Origin of the sequence: Paeniglutamicibacter cryotolerans (assembly GCF_014190875.1) — a bacterium.
Taxonomy (GTDB): Bacteria; Actinomycetota; Actinomycetes; order Actinomycetales; family Micrococcaceae; genus Paeniglutamicibacter; species Paeniglutamicibacter cryotolerans.
Window position 1 is genome coordinate 868,937 of sequence record NZ_JACHVS010000002.1, and the last position, 20,478, is coordinate 889,414.

19 protein-coding genes, 1 tRNA gene, 1 other RNA gene and 1 pseudogene are annotated in these 20,478 nt (G+C 64.5%); 11 read left to right on the forward strand and 11 right to left on the reverse strand.

Features of this window, described 5'->3' with window-relative positions; genetic code table 11:
- Positions 1-23: 23 nt before the first annotated feature.
- Positions 24-1,493: a DUF2079 domain-containing protein gene (locus E9229_RS17160; RefSeq protein WP_183512869.1), complete on the forward strand. Its 1,470-nt coding sequence runs from the start codon at positions 24-26 to the stop codon at positions 1,491-1,493.
- Between the two features lie 457 nt (positions 1,494-1,950).
- Here E9229_RS17160 and E9229_RS17165 read toward each other — a convergent pair whose 3' ends face one another.
- The 3 genes from E9229_RS17165 to mptB (E9229_RS17175) are packed head-to-tail and all read right to left on the reverse strand — an operon-like array spanning position 1,951 to position 6,300.
- A complete protein-coding gene (locus E9229_RS17165; protein ID WP_183512870.1) occupies positions 1,951-3,276 on the reverse strand; it encodes a glycosyltransferase family 87 protein in 1,326 nt (441 codons plus the stop codon).
- Positions 3,273-4,871, reverse strand: coding sequence for a polyprenol phosphomannose-dependent alpha 1,6 mannosyltransferase MptB (gene mptB, locus E9229_RS17170; RefSeq protein WP_183512871.1), 1,599 nt, complete (start codon positions 4,869-4,871; stop codon positions 3,273-3,275). The genes E9229_RS17165 and mptB (E9229_RS17170) overlap by 4 nt, the downstream gene beginning before the upstream one ends.
- 1 nt (position 4,872) lies before the next feature.
- On the reverse strand, positions 4,873-6,300 hold the full coding sequence (gene mptB / locus E9229_RS17175; RefSeq protein ID WP_183512872.1) for a polyprenol phosphomannose-dependent alpha 1,6 mannosyltransferase MptB: 1,428 nt from the start codon (positions 6,298-6,300) through the stop codon (positions 4,873-4,875).
- Between the two features lie 351 nt (positions 6,301-6,651).
- Here mptB (E9229_RS17175) and E9229_RS17180 point away from each other — a divergent pair, with 351 nt between their 5' ends.
- The 7 genes from E9229_RS17180 (at position 6,652) to E9229_RS17210 (ending at position 10,656) form a co-directional block, all read left to right on the forward strand.
- Entirely contained in the window at positions 6,652-6,864 is a 213-nt protein-coding gene (locus tag E9229_RS17180; RefSeq protein ID WP_183512873.1) for a hypothetical protein, read from the forward strand.
- 195 nt (positions 6,865-7,059) lie between these two features.
- Complete coding sequence (gene orn, locus E9229_RS17185) at positions 7,060-7,674, forward strand: oligoribonuclease (RefSeq protein ID WP_183512874.1); 615 nt, start codon at positions 7,060-7,062, stop codon at positions 7,672-7,674.
- Positions 7,675-7,818: 144 nt separating this feature from the next.
- Positions 7,819-7,894: transfer RNA gene (locus tag E9229_RS17190), tRNA-His, on the forward strand.
- A gap of 104 nt (positions 7,895-7,998) precedes the next feature.
- Complete coding sequence (locus E9229_RS17195; RefSeq protein ID WP_183512875.1) at positions 7,999-9,147, forward strand: acyl-CoA dehydrogenase family protein; 1,149 nt, start codon at positions 7,999-8,001, stop codon at positions 9,145-9,147.
- 72 nt (positions 9,148-9,219) lie between these two features.
- Entirely contained in the window at positions 9,220-9,792 is a 573-nt protein-coding gene (gene def, locus E9229_RS17200; RefSeq protein WP_183512877.1) for a peptide deformylase, read from the forward strand.
- Positions 9,793-9,804: 12 nt separating this feature from the next.
- Complete coding sequence (locus tag E9229_RS17205) at positions 9,805-10,161, forward strand: acyltransferase domain-containing protein (protein ID WP_183512878.1); 357 nt, start codon at positions 9,805-9,807, stop codon at positions 10,159-10,161.
- Between the two features lie 12 nt (positions 10,162-10,173).
- On the forward strand, positions 10,174-10,656 hold the full coding sequence (locus tag E9229_RS17210) for a hypothetical protein (RefSeq protein WP_183512879.1): 483 nt from the start codon (positions 10,174-10,176) through the stop codon (positions 10,654-10,656).
- Between the two features lie 241 nt (positions 10,657-10,897).
- On the opposite strand, the gene E9229_RS17215 is transcribed toward E9229_RS17210, so the two are convergent.
- The 4 genes and pseudogenes from E9229_RS17215 to E9229_RS17230 all read right to left on the reverse strand — a co-directional run.
- Positions 10,898-11,176 (reverse strand): hypothetical protein, encoded by a 279-nt coding sequence (locus E9229_RS17215; protein WP_183512881.1) that lies wholly within the window; start codon positions 11,174-11,176, stop codon positions 10,898-10,900.
- Between the two features lie 377 nt (positions 11,177-11,553).
- Positions 11,554-13,017 (reverse strand): glyceraldehyde-3-phosphate dehydrogenase, encoded by a 1,464-nt coding sequence (locus tag E9229_RS17220; protein ID WP_183512882.1) that lies wholly within the window; start codon positions 13,015-13,017, stop codon positions 11,554-11,556.
- 375 nt (positions 13,018-13,392) lie between these two features.
- Positions 13,393-13,533, reverse strand: coding sequence for a hypothetical protein (locus tag E9229_RS17225; RefSeq protein ID WP_183512883.1), 141 nt, complete (start codon positions 13,531-13,533; stop codon positions 13,393-13,395).
- Between the two features lie 94 nt (positions 13,534-13,627).
- A pseudogene (locus E9229_RS17230) lies at positions 13,628-14,170 on the reverse strand (alpha/beta fold hydrolase); the annotation flags it as partial.
- A gap of 336 nt (positions 14,171-14,506) precedes the next feature.
- On the opposite strand from E9229_RS17230, the gene E9229_RS17235 reads away from it, so the two are divergent.
- Entirely contained in the window at positions 14,507-14,692 is a 186-nt protein-coding gene (locus tag E9229_RS17235) for a CsbD family protein (protein ID WP_183512884.1), read from the forward strand.
- 965 nt (positions 14,693-15,657) lie between these two features.
- Here E9229_RS17235 and rnpB read toward each other — a convergent pair.
- Positions 15,658-16,028: RNase P RNA component class A (rnpB, locus tag E9229_RS17240), an RNA gene on the reverse strand.
- 66 nt (positions 16,029-16,094) lie between these two features.
- Between rnpB and E9229_RS17245 the strand changes: the two genes are divergently transcribed.
- On the forward strand, positions 16,095-16,877 hold the full coding sequence (locus tag E9229_RS17245; protein WP_183512885.1) for a YaaA family protein: 783 nt from the start codon (positions 16,095-16,097) through the stop codon (positions 16,875-16,877).
- Between the two features lie 72 nt (positions 16,878-16,949).
- On the opposite strand, the gene E9229_RS17250 is transcribed toward E9229_RS17245, so the two are convergent.
- The 3 genes from E9229_RS17250 to E9229_RS17260 all read right to left on the reverse strand — a co-directional run bounded on the left by E9229_RS17250 (position 16,950) and on the right by E9229_RS17260 (position 19,768).
- Positions 16,950-17,882 carry a reverse transcriptase-like protein gene (locus E9229_RS17250; RefSeq protein WP_183512886.1) on the reverse strand — a complete coding sequence of 311 codons (933 nt, stop codon included), beginning with the start codon at positions 17,880-17,882 and terminating at the stop codon, positions 16,950-16,952.
- Positions 17,883-17,888: 6 nt separating this feature from the next.
- Positions 17,889-18,629, reverse strand: a complete 741-nt coding sequence (locus E9229_RS17255) for a zinc ribbon domain-containing protein (protein WP_183512887.1) — start codon at positions 18,627-18,629, stop codon at positions 17,889-17,891.
- Between the two features lie 128 nt (positions 18,630-18,757).
- Positions 18,758-19,768 carry a Nif3-like dinuclear metal center hexameric protein gene (locus E9229_RS17260; protein WP_246380840.1) on the reverse strand — a complete coding sequence of 337 codons (1,011 nt, stop codon included), beginning with the start codon at positions 19,766-19,768 and terminating at the stop codon, positions 18,758-18,760.
- 107 nt (positions 19,769-19,875) lie between these two features.
- Here E9229_RS17260 and msrA point away from each other — a divergent pair, with 107 nt between their 5' ends.
- On the forward strand, positions 19,876-20,457 hold the full coding sequence (gene msrA / locus E9229_RS17265) for a peptide-methionine (S)-S-oxide reductase MsrA (protein ID WP_312855747.1): 582 nt from the start codon (positions 19,876-19,878) through the stop codon (positions 20,455-20,457).
- Positions 20,458-20,478: the final 21 nt, after the last annotated feature.

The following is a 20,478-nucleotide window of genomic DNA, read 5'->3' on the forward strand; positions in this document are numbered from 1 at the left end:
GGCTTTCCGCTTAGGCTTTTCCCATGCAAGAACAGAATCCCGCACCCGGCATGACCCGCGCCCACAAGATCCATCTGGCGCTGATCATGCTCGGTGCGGGATTGCTGTATCTTGCCCATTCGCTGTTGCGCTTCAGGAACTTCGAGGCCAAGGGCTACGACCTGGGCATCTTCGACCAGGCAGTGCGGCAGTATGCGCTGTTCAAGGCCCCCATCGTCCCCATCAAGGGCGTTGACTTCAATCTGCTTGGCGATCATTTCCACCCGATCCTGGCCACGCTGGCACCGCTGTACTGGATCTGGCCGGATCCGCGCATGCTCAACGTGGCTTTGATCCTTTTGCTGCTGGCGACGGTGATTCCGGTCTACTTGTTCGCCCGCAAGCACCTGGGCCACGTTGCGGGGCTGCTTTTTTCCGCGGCACTGCTGCTCTGGTGGCCGTTTCAGGCGATAGTGAACTGGGACTTTCACGAGATCGCCTTCGGCGTCCCGCTCGTTGCCTGGATCATCTGGGCGATGGATGCGCGGCGCTACCGGCTCGCCTTCTGGCTCTCGCCGGTGCTGCTGCTGATCCGCGAGGACCTGGGCATCACCATCGTGGCCATCGGCATCGTCTTCGCCTTCCACCGACAGTGGCTGCGCGCCGGACTGCTGATGCTGATCGGCATCACCGGCTATCTGGTGGTCACCTCCGTGCTGATACCGATGTTCTCCCCCGAGGGCACGTTCAGCTACTGGCAGTTCACGGCGCTGGGCCCCACGGCCGGGGCGGCCATCGCCTTCCTGGTGTCACACCCGCTGAAATCCTTCGCCATCCTGTTCAACCACGAACTGAAGTGGCTGTTGTGGATCATCAGCTTCGTGCCGCTGGCCCTGCTGCCGTTCTTCTCCCCCTACGTCATCATCGGCGCACCGATCCTGCTCTCGCGGCTGTTCAATGACCGATTGAACACCTGGGGCCCCGTCTACCAATACGACGCGATCCTGGCCCCGATTTTCTTCATGGCCGCGATCCAGGTGCTGGCGAAGATCATCCGCCGCACCGGCTGGAACAAACTGCGGGTCGGCTTCCCTGCCTACCTGCTGACCCTCGCGCTGATCTGCACGTTCTTCGTGCAGTCGGTCTTCCCACTGGGACGCACGCTCACCGGCACCAACTGGACGATGGGCGAATATGCCCAGGCCCAGGCGCGCGCCATCGCCATGATCCCGGATAACGTCTGTGTGGAGGCCGCCGACAATTCGGTCCCGCATCTGGTATCGCGCACCTATGTGGGACTGCACGGCGACATCGGCAACGACCTCTCCTCCTGGATGATCATCGATTTCAATGCCAGCGAGCTCGGCGGCTGGGATCCACTGACCCCGCCACAGGCTTACGCCCGGGCCATGAAGCTGGGCTTCACGGTGGTGTCGGCCGATGACCACGGCATCTGGGTGCTGCATCGGGACATCCCGAACAGTCCCGTTTGTTCAAGCTACCTTTCCCGCTGAGCGGGTTCGACCGACCGGCAGCGGGCCCGGATCGCAGCGTGCTGAGCATCTGCTCGGGCAGATCACCCCTGCGCACCGCCTACCCGGGATCGCCGTTCGCCCCCGGACGCTTCCGACACCGGCGCCTTCCAGCGCGGCAGTGGGCCCACTCCCCTGCCGTGCCGAGGCCCGGGCACTGAAAACGGGCTGTCTGCCCAGCCACCGCCACGCAGGGAACGGTCACCGCCATTGGCGGGGCTGCCTCGGCATGCCCCCAGACCCGCTCCCCCAGGGTCCCGGCCATGTCGTGAAGCCAGAATACGTTCGGCTCCCGGCCTGCCTTCGACACCGTCCGCCGGGTCGCTGAGCATCCGTCAATGGTGCGGCAAGGGGCCTTAAACGAAACAGCCTTAAACGAAACGGCCCCGGCATCCCGGACGCGGAGTCCTGGAATGCCCGGGCCGGGCGGGCTTCGGATCTAGACGACGGCCTTGCGCCCCCACACGATCTTGTCCGGCGCGTCCTCGATGGGTCCGCCCATGGGGTCGTCCCCGCCGTCGAAGCGGACCAGGTCGCGGTCCGGGTTCCTGATGTCGCCGATGATCTTCACGCAGATGTAGATTACCGCGGCCATGTGCAGCGCAATGCCGGACCCGTACATGATCTCGATCCAGGCGGTGTTCCCACCGACGGCCCCACCGCTGACGATCCGGGCGCTCATCAGCCAGACTGACGCCCAGTGATAGACCTCGATTCCCTGCCAGATCAGGAACTCCCGCCAGCGCGGTCGGCAGAGCACGTAGAGCGGGATCAGCCACATCACGAACTGCGGTGAATAGACCTTGTTCAGCAGGATGAACGCCGCGATGATCAGGAACGCGAGCTGGGCCATGCGCGGGCGGCGGACCGCACTCATGCCCAGCCAGGCGACGCCCACGCAGGCCACGGCGAAGAGCACGTTGGAAACCATCGAGAAGCCCTTGCCGTCCAGCCCGGTCCAGGTAAAGGCGAGCCACATCGAGGAGAAGCTGATCTCGCGCTCGGAGGAGAAAGTGTAGAAGCGGCTCCATTCGTCGAATGCGGTCAGCATGAACGGGACGTTGACCGCCAGCCAGGCCACGGCACCGGAGGCCAGCGAAACCCAGAAGTGGCGCATCTTGCCGGTCCTGAAGCAGAGCACCAGGATCGCGCCGAAGATGAACAGCGGGTAGAGCTTGGCCGCCGCACCCAGGCCCAGCAGGACGCCGGCGAGCACGATCCGCTTGCGCGAGAAGGCGAACATGCCCAGCGTGGCGAACAGCACCGCCCACAAGTCCCAGTTCAACTGGCTGGTGAGGATGATGCCCGGAGCCAGCGCCACCATCAAGGCATCCCTGCTGCGGTTGCGCGCCGCATAGGCGATGGCCACCACGATCACGGCCCAGCACAGGAAGGAACCGGCCGAGTTCACGTCGAAGTAGGCCAGTTGGCGTTCGGGGCTGAAGCCCAGGCCCGGGACCAGGAACGCGCTCACGCCCGCGATGACAGCCAGCAGGGCAGGGTATTCCAGTGCCTGTTCCGCCGGCAGCCCGGTGTAGAACGGAAACAGCTTCTCGGCCATGCCGCGGGTGCCGAAGAGCTGGGAAAAGTCCGAATAACACATGTGCAGGTGGGTTGCCGTGGCATCGTCCCACCCGTGGACGCGGCACCACTGCTTGGAAAGCACGGCCAGCACGGCGCCGATCGCCGTGGCCACCAGCAGCCAGGTCACCACCGGGGCGGTGGCCCGACGTGCGGTGAGAAGGGTCTTTACCGGTGAGTTCACGATTCCGTGGCCTCGTTTCTGATCGGGGGCCGACGCCACCGGGCGCCGAACAGGGAAGCTGTCTTGGGGTCGATGAAAATGAGGTAGCCGATGTAGGCCAGGCCGGCGGCCGCGGCGATCCAGCGCGCCGCAGCAAGGCTGAACCACTGCCCGACGCTGAGCTGGTCCACCACGCCGGAAAGCACCACCAGCATCGTCAGCACGTAGTAAAAGCGCTCCCAGCGCACCGAGTACACGCGCGCGGTTGCATAGAGGGGCACCAGCCAGAGCACGTACCAGGGCTGGATGATCGGGGCCAGGACAACGGCTGCCGTGAGCGAATAAGCGGCGTAGAGCACCGGGGAGCCCGCTGGCTTCTTCACGGCAAGCCAGAAGGTCAGGCCCAGCGAGAGAACCTTGAAGAACGCGTAGACGATCCCGGCGGTGAACGTGAGGTCCCCGCCGAACAGTTGCACTACCCATCCCATGCCCAGGCCCAACAGCCCCACCGGTGCATAGGGGAAAGCAGCCGATCCCGCGCCGGCCATGGCCTGGATCCAGCCGAATCCGAGCCCCGAGGCCACCCCGAACAAGGCCATCACGGCAGCGGTCAGCACCCCGGTGTAGGCCCAGGCGCCGATCTTCGCCCGGAGCGCGGCCTGCCGCCCGACCATGGCCAGACCCAGGAAGGGCAGCGCCAGCACCACTATCGGTTTGATGCCGATCGCCACTGCCGCGGCCAGCACCCCCCAGAAGCGGTGTTTGGTGTAGATCAGCCAGAAGGAGAGCAGGATCCCGCCGATCATCAGCGCATCGTTATGCACCCCGGCGACCATGCTCAACAGGAACAGCGGGTTGGCCACGGTGATCCACAGCGCCCACGAGGGTTCCGAGCCCAGTTGCCGCGCGAGGCGCGGAACCGTGTACAGGCACAGCAGCACCCCGGCCACGGCCAGTGCCCTGAACATGATGACGCCGATCTCCGGCACCCCTCCACTGATGAAGTACACGGCGCGGGAGAACATCAGGAACAGCGGGCCGTAGGGAGAGGACGACTCGGCCCAGAGGCTGTCCGAGCCCTGCGCGAACCAGCCCGGCAGCTGCGAGATCCAGTGCTCGTAGGGACTCAGTCCGGCATGCATCAGCCGGCCCTGGGCAAAGTAGGAATACACGTCCCGGCTCAGGATCGGGAAGGTGAACAGCAGCGGGGCGGACCACACCAGCACCGCCCTGCGGATCGGTGCCAGCGCGTGTTCGCCCCACGGTTCGGTGCGTTGGCGCAAGCGCAGCCAGGAGCGGCAGAGCAGCATCGAGCCCAGCGCGAGCAGCAGCGTGCAGCTGATGACGCCGTAGGCCTCCACGCGCAGCGGGACCAGGAAGCGGGAGCGGGCAAAGAGCGAGAGCTGCGAGGTGGTCAGCCAGCCCACACCCCAGGAACCGGCCATGATCATCAGCGCGGCGATCAGGCCCTGCCTGATGGCCGTCTGCGGGGAATGCTCGGCACCGCCCATGATCCGGCGCAAGAACGGCAGCGACCCCCCGGTCTCGCGCATTCCGGAGAGAAGCGCCGTGCTGCCACTGCGCAGCCTCCCGCCCCACCACTGCTCGAGTGCCACGCTAGGAACCCATCAGCCGGGAACGACGAGCCGGGATGATGCCGCGGAACAGGTGCTTGGTCTGCGGGTCGAGCAACACCAGGTAGGCCATCGCCACCCAGGAGATGGCGGTGGACAGGTGCTTGACCCAGGGGTCCAGATCGCCCAGGAACTGCCAGATGAAGATCTGGTCCGCCGCGCCGAAGGCCACGAAGAACGCGATGGTGAAGTACACCCACACGATTTGCCAATCGTCTCGGATGCCCGTGGCGGCAAAGAAGGGAAGCAGCCACAGGATGTACCAGGGCTGGATGATCGGAGAGAGCACCACCAACGCGGAGAACGCCAGCGCCATGCGCTGGACCAGGTGGGAGTGCTTGCCGCGGAAGATCAAGATGAGCACGATGGCCACCGAGGAGAGCCGGCCGATCAGCTTCAGCACCGGCAACAACCAGTCGGTGGGCAGCCCCATGCCGGCCAGCGCACCGCCGACGACCATGTCCAGCATCCCCAGCGGTGCGAAGATCACCGACCCGGTACCGGTTCCCAGCATGACCTTCAGCCATCCGAACCCGTAGCCGTTCGCCACCCCGATCACGGCCATGATGCCCAGCACCAGGCCCGCCGTGTAGAACCAGTACAGGATCCTGCGTCCCCAGGAGGCTCCTGTCCCGGCCCAGAGCAGGCCGATGAATGGCAGCAGCACCAGGGTGATCGGCTTGACGCCGATGGAGGCGGCCACCAGCACGACGCCAAGGATGCCGCGCTTGGTGGCGGCGTAATAGGTACCCGCCACCGCCAGGCCGACCATCAGGGCATCATTGTGCGCGCTGGCCACGAAGCTGATGAGGAACAGCGGGTTGGAAACGGAAATCCAGGAGGCCTTGGCCCCGGAAACCCCGTGCAGGTTCGCGAGCTTGGGCACGTAGACCAGGCAAAGGATGACACCGGCAAAGGAAACCAACCGGAAGAGCATGATCGAGAGGTCCGGGGAGCTGCCTGCCACCAGGTTAACCAGGTACTCGACGCTCAGGTAAAGCGGGCCATAGGGGGTCTCGGATTCGGCCCAGGTCGAATCCGCGCCCAGCTGGAACCAGTTGTTCAGCGTGGAGATGCCATCGACGTAGGGGTCTTGGCCCTGCGCCACCAATCGCCCCTGTCCGATGTAGGCGAACACGTCCCGGCTAAAGATCGGCAGGCACAGCAGCATCGGAGTCGCCCACCACCAGGTTGCCTTCTTCACCGCCGACAGCCCGCCCTCGGGCCACCCGGACTGCTCCTGACCCAACCGCAGCCAGGCCCGGAACATGATCCAGCAGCCCAACGTCAACACGACGGTGGAGATGACCACGCCGATGTGTTCGGTGCGGATCGCGATCAGCAGCTTATTGCGGTTCAACGGCGAGGCACTGGCCAGCCAGCCCACGCCGTAGGAGGAGAGCACGATCATTATCGAACCTATGAAGCCCTGGGCTGTGGCCGAAAGGTGCAGTCGTCGCTGACTGACTTCGGTGGCGCTCGGATGCCCCTTATCCAACGTGTGACCTCATTCTTCGCACGGCACCCGCCAGAATCCGGCGCGGCGGCGCTCTCCGGGTGGTGTTTTGCTCTCCCGAATCGGAAAAAACCTTTTTCGATCCTAGCATCGGGCTCCCGGCATTTGCCCGGCAGCCGGGGCGGCAAGCCGCATCAGTGAGCCAGTTAACACTGCGCTCGCCCACGCGCGCCTACGCACCGCCGGGAACGAGGCACCCTAGGCTGGTTTCATGGCAAATCCTGCCACCACCTCATTAGGAGCGCCATGGGCCGGCACGCCTCATCAGCCACCAAGTCACCGACCCGACGTCAACCGGCGCTACTGGGCTGGGGCGCCTTCCTTGCCCTACTGCTCGTGGTGCTGGCCCCGATGATGGGCATGACACTGATCGGCGGCATCGCCTTGGGCGGAACGTCGCTGTTTGTCTTTGCCGTGCTGTGGTTCCTCAGTGGAACGTGGTCCGGCAAGTCCGTCTAGGAAGGGGCCCTTCCTGGCCCTTCCACCCCGGCACCACCGACGCACACCCGTCGCCCGATTCCAGGCCCAGTCCGTCGAGGGTGCCGGCGTACCCGGATCCACGTGCGTCACCGTCCGGCGCAGTCCTTCCCCACGCCACACCCCTTCAAGGCCAGGCATCACGGGCCGTTCCCATCCATCGGATAGATTGGACCCATGGCAATTTCAGCTGAAAAAATCGTGTGGATCGACTGCGAAATGACCGGGCTCAGCCTGGCCGATGACGCCCTTATCGAGGTGGCGGTGCTAGTCACCGACTCCGAACTCAATGTCCTAGGCGAGGGCCTGGACGTCGTCATCAAGCCGGATGCGGCAGCCCTGACGCAAATGAACGACTTCGTGCGCGACATGCATGTCACCAGCGGGCTGCTGGACGAGCTCGATGCCGGCATCACCATGGCCGAAGCCCAGGAGCAGGTGCTGGCCTACATCAAGAAGTACGTACCGCAGCCGAACAAGGCGCCGCTGGCCGGCAACTCGGTCGGAACCGACAAGAACTTCCTGGTCCGCGACATGCCCCTGGTCGCCGACTACCTGCACTACCGGATCATCGACGTGTCCACCATCAAGGAACTCTCCCGCCGCTGGTATCCGCGCGCCTTCTTCCAGGCGCCGGCCAAGACCGGCAACCACCGCGCACTGGGTGACATCAAGGATTCAATCGACGAGCTGCGCTACTACCGGCAGGCCGTCATGGTCCCGGCTCCCGGACCTGATTCGAAGGAAGCCAAGAAGATCGCGACGGAAATTACGGCCTCGCAAAACGCCTGATCAGGGGTGTGGTGGACGCCACATTCGAAAACGGGCATTCCGAATTGGCGTCCCACCCCCAAGTGTGTGTACTATTGATCTCGTTGCCCGGACGGAACGAAGCGATTCGAACCAGAAGGTGACCTGCTCTTATGAGTGGTCTTGGTGGGTATAGCTCAGTCGGCAGAGCGTCTGGTTGTGGTCCAGAAGGTCGCGGGTTCAATCCCCGTTACTCACCCCAAGTGAAACCGCCCTCGACAATGTCGAGGGCGGTTTTTTCATGTAATCAATGGATACGCGAACATCGACGTCGAGAGAAAGGCATCGGGCCCTAGAGTGGATCGCATGCTCTTTGAGGAAGACCATGAGCTCTTCCGCGAGTTGGCCAGGGAATTCAACGTCCGGGAACTCTCCCCCCACTATGCCGGATGGGACGCCGTCCACCTGATGCCGCGGTCCATGTGGACCGCCGCCGGCGAGCAGGGGCTGCTCGGGCTGGCCATCCCCGAGGAATTCGGCGGCATGGGCATGGCCGACTACCGTTTCCGCGTGGTCTTGGACGAGGAATTCGCCCGCGCCGGACACCTGGGCACCGCCCTGGCCTTCCACCTGCACGATGATTTGGTCCTTCCCTACCTGCTGCGCTACGGATCGATGGATCTGAAGTCCCGCTGGCTGCCGGGCATGGCCACGGGCGAAACCATCACCTCGTGCGCGTTCACCGAACCCGGAGCCGGCTCGGACCTGCGTTCGGTCCGCACCAAGGCTGTCCGCGACGGCGGGGACTGGCTGATCAGCGGGCAGAAGACCTTCATCGGCAATGGGGTCTCCGGCGATGCTGCGCTCGTGCTGGCCCGCACCGACGGCGGCTCCGGCCGAGGCAACGCCGACTCCTACAGCCTCTTCATGGTCTCCAAGTCGGCCGGATACGTGGTGGGACGCCAGCTGGACAAGATGGGCGTGCGCGCCTCTGACACGGCGGAGCTCTTCTTCGATTCGGTGCGCGTCCCGGGCGCCGACATCGTGGGCGCGGTCGGTGCGGGCCTGGATTACGTCAAGGCGCTGCTGCCCCAGGCCCGCCTGGCCATCGCCGTGGCATCCGCGGCCGTCGCCCGCACCGTGTACGAACAGACCCTGGCCTATGCCAAGGACCGCAACGCCTTCGGTGAAACGCTGCTTGGCTTCCAGAACACCCGCTTCGAGCTGGCCGACCTGAAGACCGAGGTCGCGGTCCTCGAATCCTACGTGGACCGTGCGGTGCTCGCCTTCAACGGCGGAACGCTCGACGAGATCGAGGCGGCTCAGGTAAAGCTCTGGGCATCCGAACGCGTGAAATCGATCGCGGACCGCGGGCTGCAGCTGCACGGCGGCTACGGCTACATCCTGGAATACCCGGTGGCCCAGGCCTTCCTTGCCGCCCGCCTGCTGACCATTTTCGGCGGGACCAGCGAGATCATGCGCGAAACCATCGGCCGCGATTTGGCCGGAAACTAGTATCCTTCAAGAGCGCCCGGAAGCGGGCACCAGCGTGATGCGCCATGAAGGCGCAGGAATCAGGAACAACCCATGAGCATCAAGCCAGTAGTCATCTACGGCGACGAGGCCCTGCACGTGCGGGGCGCCGAAATCACCGAATTCGACGACGAACTGCGCGCGCTGATCGCCGACATGTTCGACACCATGGACGCGGCAAACGGCGTCGGCCTGGCCGCCCCGCAGATCGGGGTGCCGCTTCGCCTTTTCACCTTCGCGTTCGAGCACGACGACGAGGCGCCCAGCCGCGGGGTCGTGGTAAACCCCGTACTCACCCTGTCGAAGGTCTCCCAGGCGAATCCGGACCCGGAGGAGGACGAGGAGGGCTGCCTCTCGGCTCCCGGCCTGGCCTTCCCGCTCAAACGCGCGAGCTACGCACGCGTCCAGGGCTTCGACGGCGACGGCAACCCGGTGGACTTCGAGGCGACCGACTGGTTTGCCCGGATCATGCAGCACGAGTACGACCACCTGGACGGATTCCTCTACGTGGACAAGCTCAATGAGCGCTGGACAAAACGCTGGAAAAAGGCCAAGAAGACCGAGGGCTGGGGAGTGCCCGGGCTCTCCTGGACGCCGGGCGTGGACCCGGACCCCTTCGGGCACTAAATGGGCCTGCCCGTGATCGGCCAGCACGAAGCCGCCGCGCTGCTGGAATTGTGCGCTGTGGCTCAAGCCGACCGGCGCGATTGCCTGCAGCTGCTCCTTTCGGCGCCGAGCCCGGGCGCCACGCATGCATTTGCGGTCCTCACCGGTCGTCTGGGCCGTTTCACCGACGATCCGGCGGCCCCGGATCCGGGCATTTTCGAGTCGGACTGGCTGTGCGCGCTGTTGCGCTTTGCCCCGGCCCTGGCCGGACACCACGCGTCTCTGGGCATCGACCAGGCGATTACTGCCGGCACGCTGGCCGATGTGGGACTGCAGATCGCCGTGCACCGCCTCGCGCATGGGCAGTTCGGGCTGGAAACCTGGGCTTGACTAACCCACCACTTGGACGGCTCGCTGCTGCGGATCGGGCGGCTTCAATTCCACCTGCGGCAGCAGGCAGCGCCCCGAGGACCGCTCACTACCGGGGACTGGTTCGTGGGAGTCCATATTCCCGGGGATGGGCCGCTGGATCCCACCGCGGTCGACAAGTCGCTCGACGCCGCCGCGAGCATCTTCGCGGACCGCTTTCCGGACCGGCCCATCGTGGCCGCATCCTGCGATTCGTGGCTTCTGGATCCACATCTGGCAACGTCAATGCCGGCATCGAACATGTCCGGATTCGCCCGGCGCTTCGCACTCGAATCCCTGCGTCCCGAACCCACCGATGCCCTCTACTTCACCTTCCGCACCCGGGATTTCGCCCGGGTTCCCAGGCTACCTCGGGACACCTCGCTGCAGCGGGCCGTGCTGGACCGCATTGAAGCAGGCGGCATCTGGCAGGTCGGCTCCGGTTGGCTGCCCTGGCCGGCAGTGCCGTCCCCCTAGCGCCGGAGCAGATCTGGTTGACATCGGCACCTGGCCGGGTTCGCTCCACGCTCCCGTGCCACGCGGCCGGTTCAGACGTTGCTTCTGGCAACCGCTGACCTGGCCTCAGCCCGTTTCGGCTCGCTGGGTGGCCGCGGGGCCAAAGGCCCGGAAGCCACAGGAGCAACGCTGCAGCCCGAGCCCAGACTGAGGCCTGGGGCTCGACCACTGCTGCCTCTATCCGGCTTCCACGCGCCGGGAACTACTTCTCGATCGTGTGGACGAGGAAGAGCTCCCGATCCCCCGCACATCCACCGGCCGCCTTGCGTGCTTCGGCACTCAGCGGTGACGAACCTCCGCCAAGCCCGATCCTGTCACCGACGCTGAACGTCCGTCCCGCGATGTCAAGGCCGGGGACAGCTCCCCCGAGGATGGCCGTCTCCCGTGGGAACATGACTGCCACTGCCTCTCCCGCGTCATCGAGGACCTGGAAACAATTCCCCGCACTCAGTACCAGTTCTCCGTCCAAACCAGCACTCATGGCCGGTCTTCCACTTGCCTCGTGGTTCATCAGGGCCAAGTAGCCGTCCGTCGAAACACTGCGGTTTATCTGGTTGATCGTCCGGGGTTGATCCGTCGATGAGACCGTCATGCAGCCGCATAGCCCCCAGGCCATCGTGGCCACGGCGGCCACCGCAGCACGTTTCGGCGGGCGTCGCCTCGGGAAGCGGGAGTCTGCGGATGAGTCGGTGCGCATAGGCTCAGGCTACCCATCGACGTTGACCAGAGGCCGCTTCGACGCCGCTTCGTTAGCTGACCGTGTCCATCAGAGATGGAGCGGGACTCGTTAAGCGCCTCGGGCCGCGTTTGCCGTCCGCGATGGAGGGCAAACGCGGCCCGAAGGCTCAAACAGGTGTCTTAGACCGAGGCTGCCTCGGCCGGTATGCCCATGGCCGGTACGGCCAGCGGGTTGGTGCCGGCCATCGTTTCGATGACGCGGACCACCTGGCAGGAGTAACCGAACTCGTTGTCATACCAGACGTAGACTACGGCGTTCTTGCCGGTCACGATCGTGGCCAGGCCATCGACGATGCCGGCGCGGCGCGAGCCGACAAAGTCGGAGGAGACGACCTCGGGCGAATCGATGTAGTCGATCTGCTTGTGCAGCTCGGCACCCAGCGATGCGTCGCGCAGGTAGTTGTTCAGCTCGTCCTTGTCCGTGGCGTTTTCCAGGTTCAGGTTCAGGATCGCCATGGACACGTCGGGGGTGGGAACGCGGATGGCGTTGCCGGTGAGCTTGCCTTCGAGTTCCGGCAGTGCCTTGGCAACGGCCTTGGCGGCACCGGTCTCCGTGATGACCATGTTCAGTGCCGCCGAACGGCCGCGGCGTTCGCCTTTGTGGAAGTTGTCGATGAGGTTCTGGTCGTTGGTGAACGAGTGAACCGTCTCGACGTGCCCGTGCACGACGCCGTAGCGGTCGTTCAGGGCCTTGAGCACCGGGGTGATGGCGTTGGTCGTGCAGGATGCGGCGGTGACGATCTTGTCCTCGGCGGTGATGTCGCCGTGGTTGATGCCGTGGACGATGTTCTTCAGGTTGCCCTTGCCCGGCGCGGTGAGCAGCACGCGGGCCACGCCCTTGGCTGCCAGATGCTGGGACAGCCCGGCCTCGTCGCGCCAGCGGCCGGTGTTGTCCACCACGATGGCGTTGTTGATGCCGAATGCGGTGTAGTCGACGGTGCTCGGGTCGTTCGAGTAGATGACCTGGATCAGCGTGCCGTTGGCGAGGATGGTGTTGTTTTCCTCATCGACGGTGATCGAACCGTCGAACGGGCCGTGGACGGAGTCGCGGCGCAGCAGCGAAGCGCGCTTGACGATGTCGTCGTCGGAGCCCTTGCGGACCACGATGGCGCGCAGGCGCAGGCCGTATCCGCCGCGTTCGATGAGGATGCGGGCCAGCAGGCGCCCGATGCGGCCAAAGCCGTAGAGCACAACGTCGGTCGGCTCGGCGTCGGTGGCACCGGCTTTGCCCACCTTGTCGCCGATTTCGGCGGTCAGGAACGCGGTCAGGTCGGATTCGCCGGAATCGGCGAACTTCTTGGCCAGGCGGCCCAGGTCAACCGACATGGCTCCGACGTTCAGCGCGTCGATGGCCTGCAGCATGGGCATGGTGCGTTCGATGCTCAGCTCTGCGCCCTCGATGCGGCGGACCACGCGGTGCGCCTTGAGGATGTTGATGGCCGACTGGTTGATCAGCTTACGGCCGTAGATTGAGCTCACCACGTTGTTGTTGCGGTAGAGGCGTCCGATCAGCGGGATCATGGCCTCTGCGAGCTCCTCGCGGCCGCTCCATTCTTCAAGGGCGGCGACAGACTGCTGGGTCACTGGGAATCCTTCCAATTCAGCCGACGAGGATCCTCACGTCGGTTGGCACCGTGAAAGCACCATTGCAGATACGGTTTCATGGGGTATCAGGATCGTTCCCCGCGGGCTTGGCCCGGCTTCCATTCTAATCCGAGTTGGGAACACGCGAGAGACCAAGTCGGTGAGGTCGCTCACAGCAATCTGCCGAAGCGTTGGCCGATGATGCAAGATGCAGGGATGTCCGCATCAGACAACCAATGAGTATTGTTTTTCATAGAACAATTCCTAAGACTTGTTTTAGGTCGCAACTTTTCGCCGGCATCGGTCGAATCGGGCGCGTACCAATTCCCTAGCCGCCATTCTCGGAACGTAGCGGGCGGCAGAGATCCTGCCGATTCAGCCTCGGGTGGACCGGGCGCCGGCGTGGGGTTCATGGGTCCATGGATTAATCTCGTCCCGCAGCCAGGTCAACGTGCCGGGCCTGAACGCGTCGAGAAACCGGTCGCCGAACAGCGCAAAGTGTCCCAGTTCCTGCATACCAAGGTTCCTTGGGACGATCCTGACAAGTGTCCGTTCGCCGTTAGGGTGGTAGGCCAGGGCCCGGTGCATGGCACCACCGCTGGCGAATGGGTCATTGGTGGGGCGCTACCTCCAGGATCCGCGCCGTGAGTACAGTTTGGTGCGCCCGCATGCTTTCCCGCTCCTTACTCGAGGCGACTGCCATGAAGTCGCGCCGGCTGCGCGCCCAGTCCAGTGCCACGCCGCGCGGCAGGCCCTCAAGCCTGAACCGCTTGACCGGAAAATAGCCGTTCGTTGCCGTTACGATCGGAATCATCAGATGCTGGCGCGGCCAAGAGGCCCTGCGTGAACCCGGCGCGTAGTCGTGCCAATATGTGCGCTGGGAACCAACGGTCAGGATCCGGTGCACGCGTCTTGATGCGACCCTCAGATACTCGACGAATCCGCCGAAGCCATGTCCGACATAGTGCAGCGGAAGACCTAGACGGTTCAGGTGTGCCCCTTCCAGCATCTCCTCGATGTCGCAAAGCCCCCATTCGTACCAGCGGGCGTTGAAACCCGTAAGCATTGCCGGCGAGGAACCGCCGATACCGCGGTAGTCGAAAGTGATGACGGCACATCCCCGATTGGGCGGATAGCCGGCAGAGCACCTGTAGTAGCGTGCAGATACGCCAGTGGCACAACAACCACTGCGGCCTGGGGTTCACCTGCACCCAGAAGCCATCGGTGACCGGAACTTCGTTGCCGTCACCACAGGTCAAATCCTGGTTTTCCATTTCACGGCTGTCTGCCACATACCCATCGATGTATATGCCGGGCCCTACGTTACGAGGGAAGTCCGAGTCTCGGACCTGCGTCGCGGATCGAACAGGAGCGCGGAACATCGTGCTTTCGGCGGGTAGTGGCTGGGGCAACACGACACTTCCAGCAAAACATCAGGAAGCGTCCCTAAGGTCGTAGGGGTAAGCAAGATCATCGAAAGGAAACCTTCATGGGACTCGGAGACAAGATCAGCAACAAGATCCAAGAAGCAAGCGGAAAGGTCAAGGAGGGCGTAGGCAAAGCCACCGACAACCCGGACCTGACGGCCGAAGGACACAAGGACCAAGCCGCCGCGAAGACCAAGCAGGCAGGCGAAAAAGTGAAGGACGCCGCAAAGGACGTCTTCGACAAATAGCCGGTCATGCGCATCACGAACCCCACCCGAGGAGACATCCGGGTGGGGTTCGTTTGTTTCTTCCGAAAATGTTCATTCAACATGATTCCACTCGCACCGGCCAGCGCATGCAGCCTTGCCCGTGGACACCTCGGAATCAACACCGTTGTCCGCCATTCGAGTCAATGACGTGCCGGCGCTGCGCGGGCAGGCCCTCGCCAGCTACCGTCCGGACCGGTCCAGCTGCTCTCATGCGAGAAGTACTCCCACATTCACATGCAGAAGCCTCCGGGACTCGTGGCAGATTTCTTGCGCTCCCGAAGGCGAATACCGGCTCGAGAGCGATAGTTTGAATGCGCAGGGATCTGCCGCTGGCCCATGGACCAAGTCATCACGGGTCGAACAGAACGCCAGACTGGTGGTACCAGTGCTCATTCCTCCAGGTCCGCGCGATAAACAGCCAATATGCTGGTTGACGTGACCGGGAAAGCCTTCACTGGTCTCGAACTGGACCAATCTCGAGAGGTGCGCCTTCCAAGCACCAGAGGCATCCATGGGCTTTCGTCCTTACCGATCCGCTCCTTCAACATCCAACGACGTGTTCGGGAGCTGCCGGAACGGAACAAAAACCAAGCGCAGCGCTGCTTCCTTCAGGAGCCGCAGCATCCGATCAAGCATCGGAACAAGAGGCATTGCTCCCTGAGATGGGTTCTCCGCCAGCCACTTTGCTCCCCACAGTGCCACCGAGCAGGGTGGACATGCCGTTCGTCCTAGGGGTCGGTCAGCGGCGGCGCACTCCATCACGGTTGGGCCATGATGGCAAGATCCATGTCCCTGCTGTGAAACAGCTCTTCAAATGACGGGAATCGGGAGCCAAGAGGGCCGGAAATCCACAGGACCCGACCCGCTTGGATTAACGGACACCAGAGACTGAAAGTTGGAAACCCCTACATCCCCGTAAACACGAGGAAAGTAAGGGGTGAAAGTGGACGGGATGACCTATACGCCGGGTTTTGTGCCGACAGCGGTTACCCGTTTGCCGGTGACGATCATCCATCTAGGAGCACCGTTGCCGATGCCCTCGAGCGGTCCACCCGGCTGCATGGGGCGAACAGCCCTCATAAAGCAGCCTGTATGACCTTGCTCCGGGTGGGGTTTACCTAGCCACCCCAGTCACCTGGGGCGCTGGTGGTCTCTTACACCACCGTTTCACCCTTACCCGCACGAATGCGGGCGGTCTATTTTCTGTGGCACTGTCCTGCGGGTTACCCCGAGTGGGCGTTACCCACCACCCTGTCCTGTGGAGCCCGGACGTTCCTCGGGCCGCAAAGCGACACGCGATCGTCCGGTCATCCCGTCCGCAGACCAGTCTACCGGTGTGCCGGAGGGACCTCGAACCACCTGCGCCGTTAGGATCAAGTACGTGCTCATCCTGCTTCCCCCTTCCGAAGGTAAACAGCCCGCCGCATCCGGGGCCCCCTTCGACGCCGCTTCCCTGTCCTTCCCCGAACTGACCCCCGAACGGGACATCGTGCTACACGCGCTGGCCCGGGCGTCCTCGGCCGAAGACGCCCACCAGGTGCTGGGAGTAGGGGCATCGCTGGCGGCCGAGGTGGCCCGCAACCTGACCCTGCGCGACGCGCCAGCATCCCCTGCCCACGCCGTCTACACCGGGGTTCTCTACGAGGCCCTTGGCTACCGGAGCATGACGCCCACACAGGCCGGCCACGCGAATGAATCCATCGTGGTGATTTCGGCATTATGGGGCGCCGTCGGATTCTCCGACCGGATTCCGGCCTACCGGCTCTCGATGTCAGTCAACCTGCCAGGCGTGGGAAAGCTCGCCACGTGGTGGAAGCCGCGACTCAATGCCGTGCTGTCCGAACGGGCCGGCGACGGGCTGGTGGTGGACTGCCGCTCGAGCACCTATGCCGCAGCCTGGGTCCCGCATCCGGAAAACACCGTATCGGTGTCGGTTTTCCAGCTGCGTGGCGGGGTGCGCAAGGTCGTTTCGCATTTTGCCAAGCACACCCGAGGCGAGTTCGCCCGGCATCTGTTGACCCGCCGGAACCATGCGCCGGAAAGCCCTGCAGCGCTTCTGGCCGCGGCACGGCAGAAATGGGACGCCGAGTTGATCCCCGGCACCACCCGCAAGGCGCACCAGCTGAACATCATCCTGCCCGAGGACCACTCCTTCGCCGGTTAGGCATCACCGGCACCCCCGCACAATGGCTCTACGGCGAGTCGTTGGACGGACGACGGGAATCCCGCATCCGGCTCAGTCCTCGGTGGCCACCAGCTCGACCTCGAATGCTGCCTCGTTCTCCAAATAGGCTGCGTAATGCCCACTGCCCCCGGCAAACGGGTGCCGGTCGCCAAACATCAACGACCAGCCGTGGCTGATGGCCTCGGCCGTCAGCCGATCCACGTTTGCGCGGCTGCCGGCATTGAAGGCCAAGTGGTTCACCCCGGGCAGGTTGCGTTCGTGGATCGGGCCCCGGATGTCCGGACCGGACTCGATGACCAGGTACGCCTCGGCCCCGCGCCACAGCCTACCCGTGGCCCAGGTCTCCCCGGCTTCGAACCCGAGCTCCTCGAACATCCAACCCATCGAGGCGGTTGCTTCCTCCAGGTCAGGGACCCATATTTCGACGTGGTGGATGGCACCGGCACGCGGCCGGGCTCCGCTGCTGGGCTTCGCGATCGAAGCGGTTCCGGGTTCCGGGTCTGACTCCGCAGCCCGTCCGGCCACGGCGTCGTCAATGGCCTGGTTCGCAAGCGCGTCGACCTCGGTGTTGCTGCCGCACGGGATCCACTGGTAGCTGACCCGTCCTGGTGCGGTCAGGAGCCTTGCCTGCTTTGCCAGCGCCCTGATGGAAGCATGCACGATCTTCCAGTTCCCGGACATCTGCTCGATGACCAGCTTGGAATCCATGCGGATGATGATCCTGCACTCCGCGTCGAGTGAATTGGCCAGCTTCAACCCGGCGATCAACCCTTGGTAATCAGCCTCGTTTTTGCTGCCGTTTCCCAGGTATTTGGCCTCGGAAGACAGCTGCTCCCCGCCATGGCCGTCGAAGAGCAGCACCCCGTAGCCCGCGGGCCCGGGGTTGCCCCGCGATCCGCCGCCGACGTAGACGATGACCTCGCGGCGGCCATCGGGCCCCGGTCTCTGCTCACCTCCCGCCGCGAGCGGATCAAAGAGCGTCATGAGGCCCTAAGCATTCCATTCGGCGGAACGGACGAGGATGCAGCTCGAGTCCGGGCAGAACACGATCTCGTCGTCCGCCTTGGACTTGATCTCGGCGAGATCACCGGCAGCCAAGGCCATGCCGGAGCCCTCGGAAATGCCGCGGAAGAGGCGGGCTGCGCCGATTCCGTACTGGGCCCGGCGCTTTTCGTAGATGGCCAGCAGGCCGGAATCGAGGCTTCCGGTGAGGGCAAGCCGCTCGGTGGCCAGCTCGGTCTTGTGCTTGTTGATCTCCCCGAGCTTCACGTCGCGGGCATCCTCGAGGGCGTTCAGCTCGGCTGTGGCTGCGGCATGCGCCGCCGTCGCCTCATCGCGGGCGGCGGTGGCGGCCTCTACGGCCTCCATCAGTTCCAGTTCAGCGTCCTCCAGCAGCCCCTTGCGCTCCGCCATGTTCACGAGCTCATGCTCCATGCTGACCAGGTCCTTGGCCGACCCGGCACCGGATTCGTAGCGGGTTCGGTTTTTATCGATCCGGGTGGTGAGGGTTTCCACCTCGTGCTCGGAATCCTTCAGCCGCGATGCGGCGTCGGCTAGCATGTCGGCGGCGGCGCGCTGGACCTTCTGTGCTTCCACGGCGGCGGCCGCCGCCGTGGAAATGTCGGCATCGTGCTGCAACGCATGGGCTTCGCGGGAGAGCTTCACGACCTTGGAGTCGAGGGCCTGTAATTCCAGCAGCCGGTGTTGTTCGCTCTGCGGGGCCTTAGCCACGGTGACCTCCAAGTGGTGATGCTTGCTTCGTGCGGCTCCGCCCGGGACTCGGACGGGCCGTGTTAGTTCAACAGTAGTCTTCCCGCCCGCCCGCGTCACGGCCGGATCGCCGGTCGTGGGAAGCGGATTCAAGCTCCGGGGGTCAACACGAAGTCCCAGGGGTCGGTATTAATCCCACTGACCCCGATTTCCACCTCGAAGTCCTGGTCGCGCAGCACATTGTCCAGGGCGGCTGCGGCGGCGGGCAGCCACAGCCATTCGCTGCCGAAGTGGGAGACGTCTATCAGGTAGGGACGTCCGTTCACGGCGGCCTCACGGGCCTCCGAGGCGGGGTGGTGGCGCAGGTCGGCCGTCACGTAGACATCGGCTTCGGCGGCGCGGACCTGGTCGAAGAGCGAATCGCCGGCACCACCGCAGACGGCCACCTTATGCACCAGGCCCTCGCGGTCGCCGGCGACCCTCACGCCGCCGGCTACGGCGGGCATGGCCCCGAAGACCCGGGCGGCGAAGTCGCCGAGCGTGAGCGGTGATTCGAGGTAGCCGACCCGGCCGATGCCTTCCTCGGGCAGGCCCGCGGCTGAAGCGGCGAGCGGGGCGATGTCGGTCAGGCCCAGGATGTCGGCCAGCACGTCCGAGACACCGCCGACGGCGGAGTCTGCATTGGTGTGAGCTGTGACCAAGGCGCAGCCCGACTCGATGAGCAGGTGGATGGCCTCGCCCTTGAATCCGGTGGCGGCCACGCCGTTAACCGGGCGCAGCAGCAGCGGGTGGTGAGTGATGAGCATGTCCGCCTGCCGGGATACGGCGTCCCTGATGACATCGAGCGTGGGGTCCACGGCGAAGATGATGCGCTTGACCGGGCGCTCGGGCCGTCCCACCACGGGGCCGACAGCGTCCCAGCCCTCGGCCAGGGACGCCGGCCAGAGTTCCTCGATGGCCACCAGCACGTCCCCGACGGTGGCAACCTCGGCGGCAGCCACTTGGCTGGCAGAGGCGGTGCCGACCGCATCAATTTTGCTCTGACCTGAGTTGTCCTGTGATTCAACGGCTTCGTCGCCGACCGGCGCGGTATCCCCGGCCGGGGCGCTCGAGGGTTTGTCCGCGGCTGCTGGCGCGTCGGCCCCGGGAAGTATGCGCATTCCGGACCCCTTTGGCTCTGTATGTTGCATACTCCTACGGTAGCGGCCCTGGCACCGATTTGCCGGATGCGGGAATGAAATGGTGTCGTGGCACCTTATGTATTGGTGTGACCCGATTTTCAATAGCCCCCTCAGTCATCCCGCTCCAGGCAGAACACGATGGCCATCGCACGTTTGTGCTGGCCGGAGGCTGCTTCTGGTGCCTGGATGCGATCTATCAGAAGACCCGTGGCGTCTCCTCAGTACTCTCCGGCTACACCGGCGGTGCCACCAGCGACCCGGACTACCGTTCGGTCTGCTCGGGGACCACGGGCCATGCCGAGGCGGTGGCAGTGACGTTCGATCCGCTGCTGGTGCCGGCGGACGTCATCCTGGACATCTTCTTCGCCACACACGATCCGACGACGCTGAACCGGCAGGGCTATGATGTCGGCACGCAGTACAGATCTGCGATGTTCACGCTGGATCCGGGCCAGGAAGCCGAATTCTCCGCAGCCATCGACCGGGCCGGGGAGCTTTGGAGAGATCCGATAGTCACCACGATCGGGCCCGCCGCCCCCTTCTTCCTGGCCGAGGAAATCCATCAGGACTTCTACGCGCAGAATCCCTATGAGGGCTACTGCAGGGTCATTATCAACCCCAAGCTGGCCAAGGCGCGGAAATATTACTCCGCATGGCTCGTCGACTGACCCAGCCGGAAGCCCTTTGAC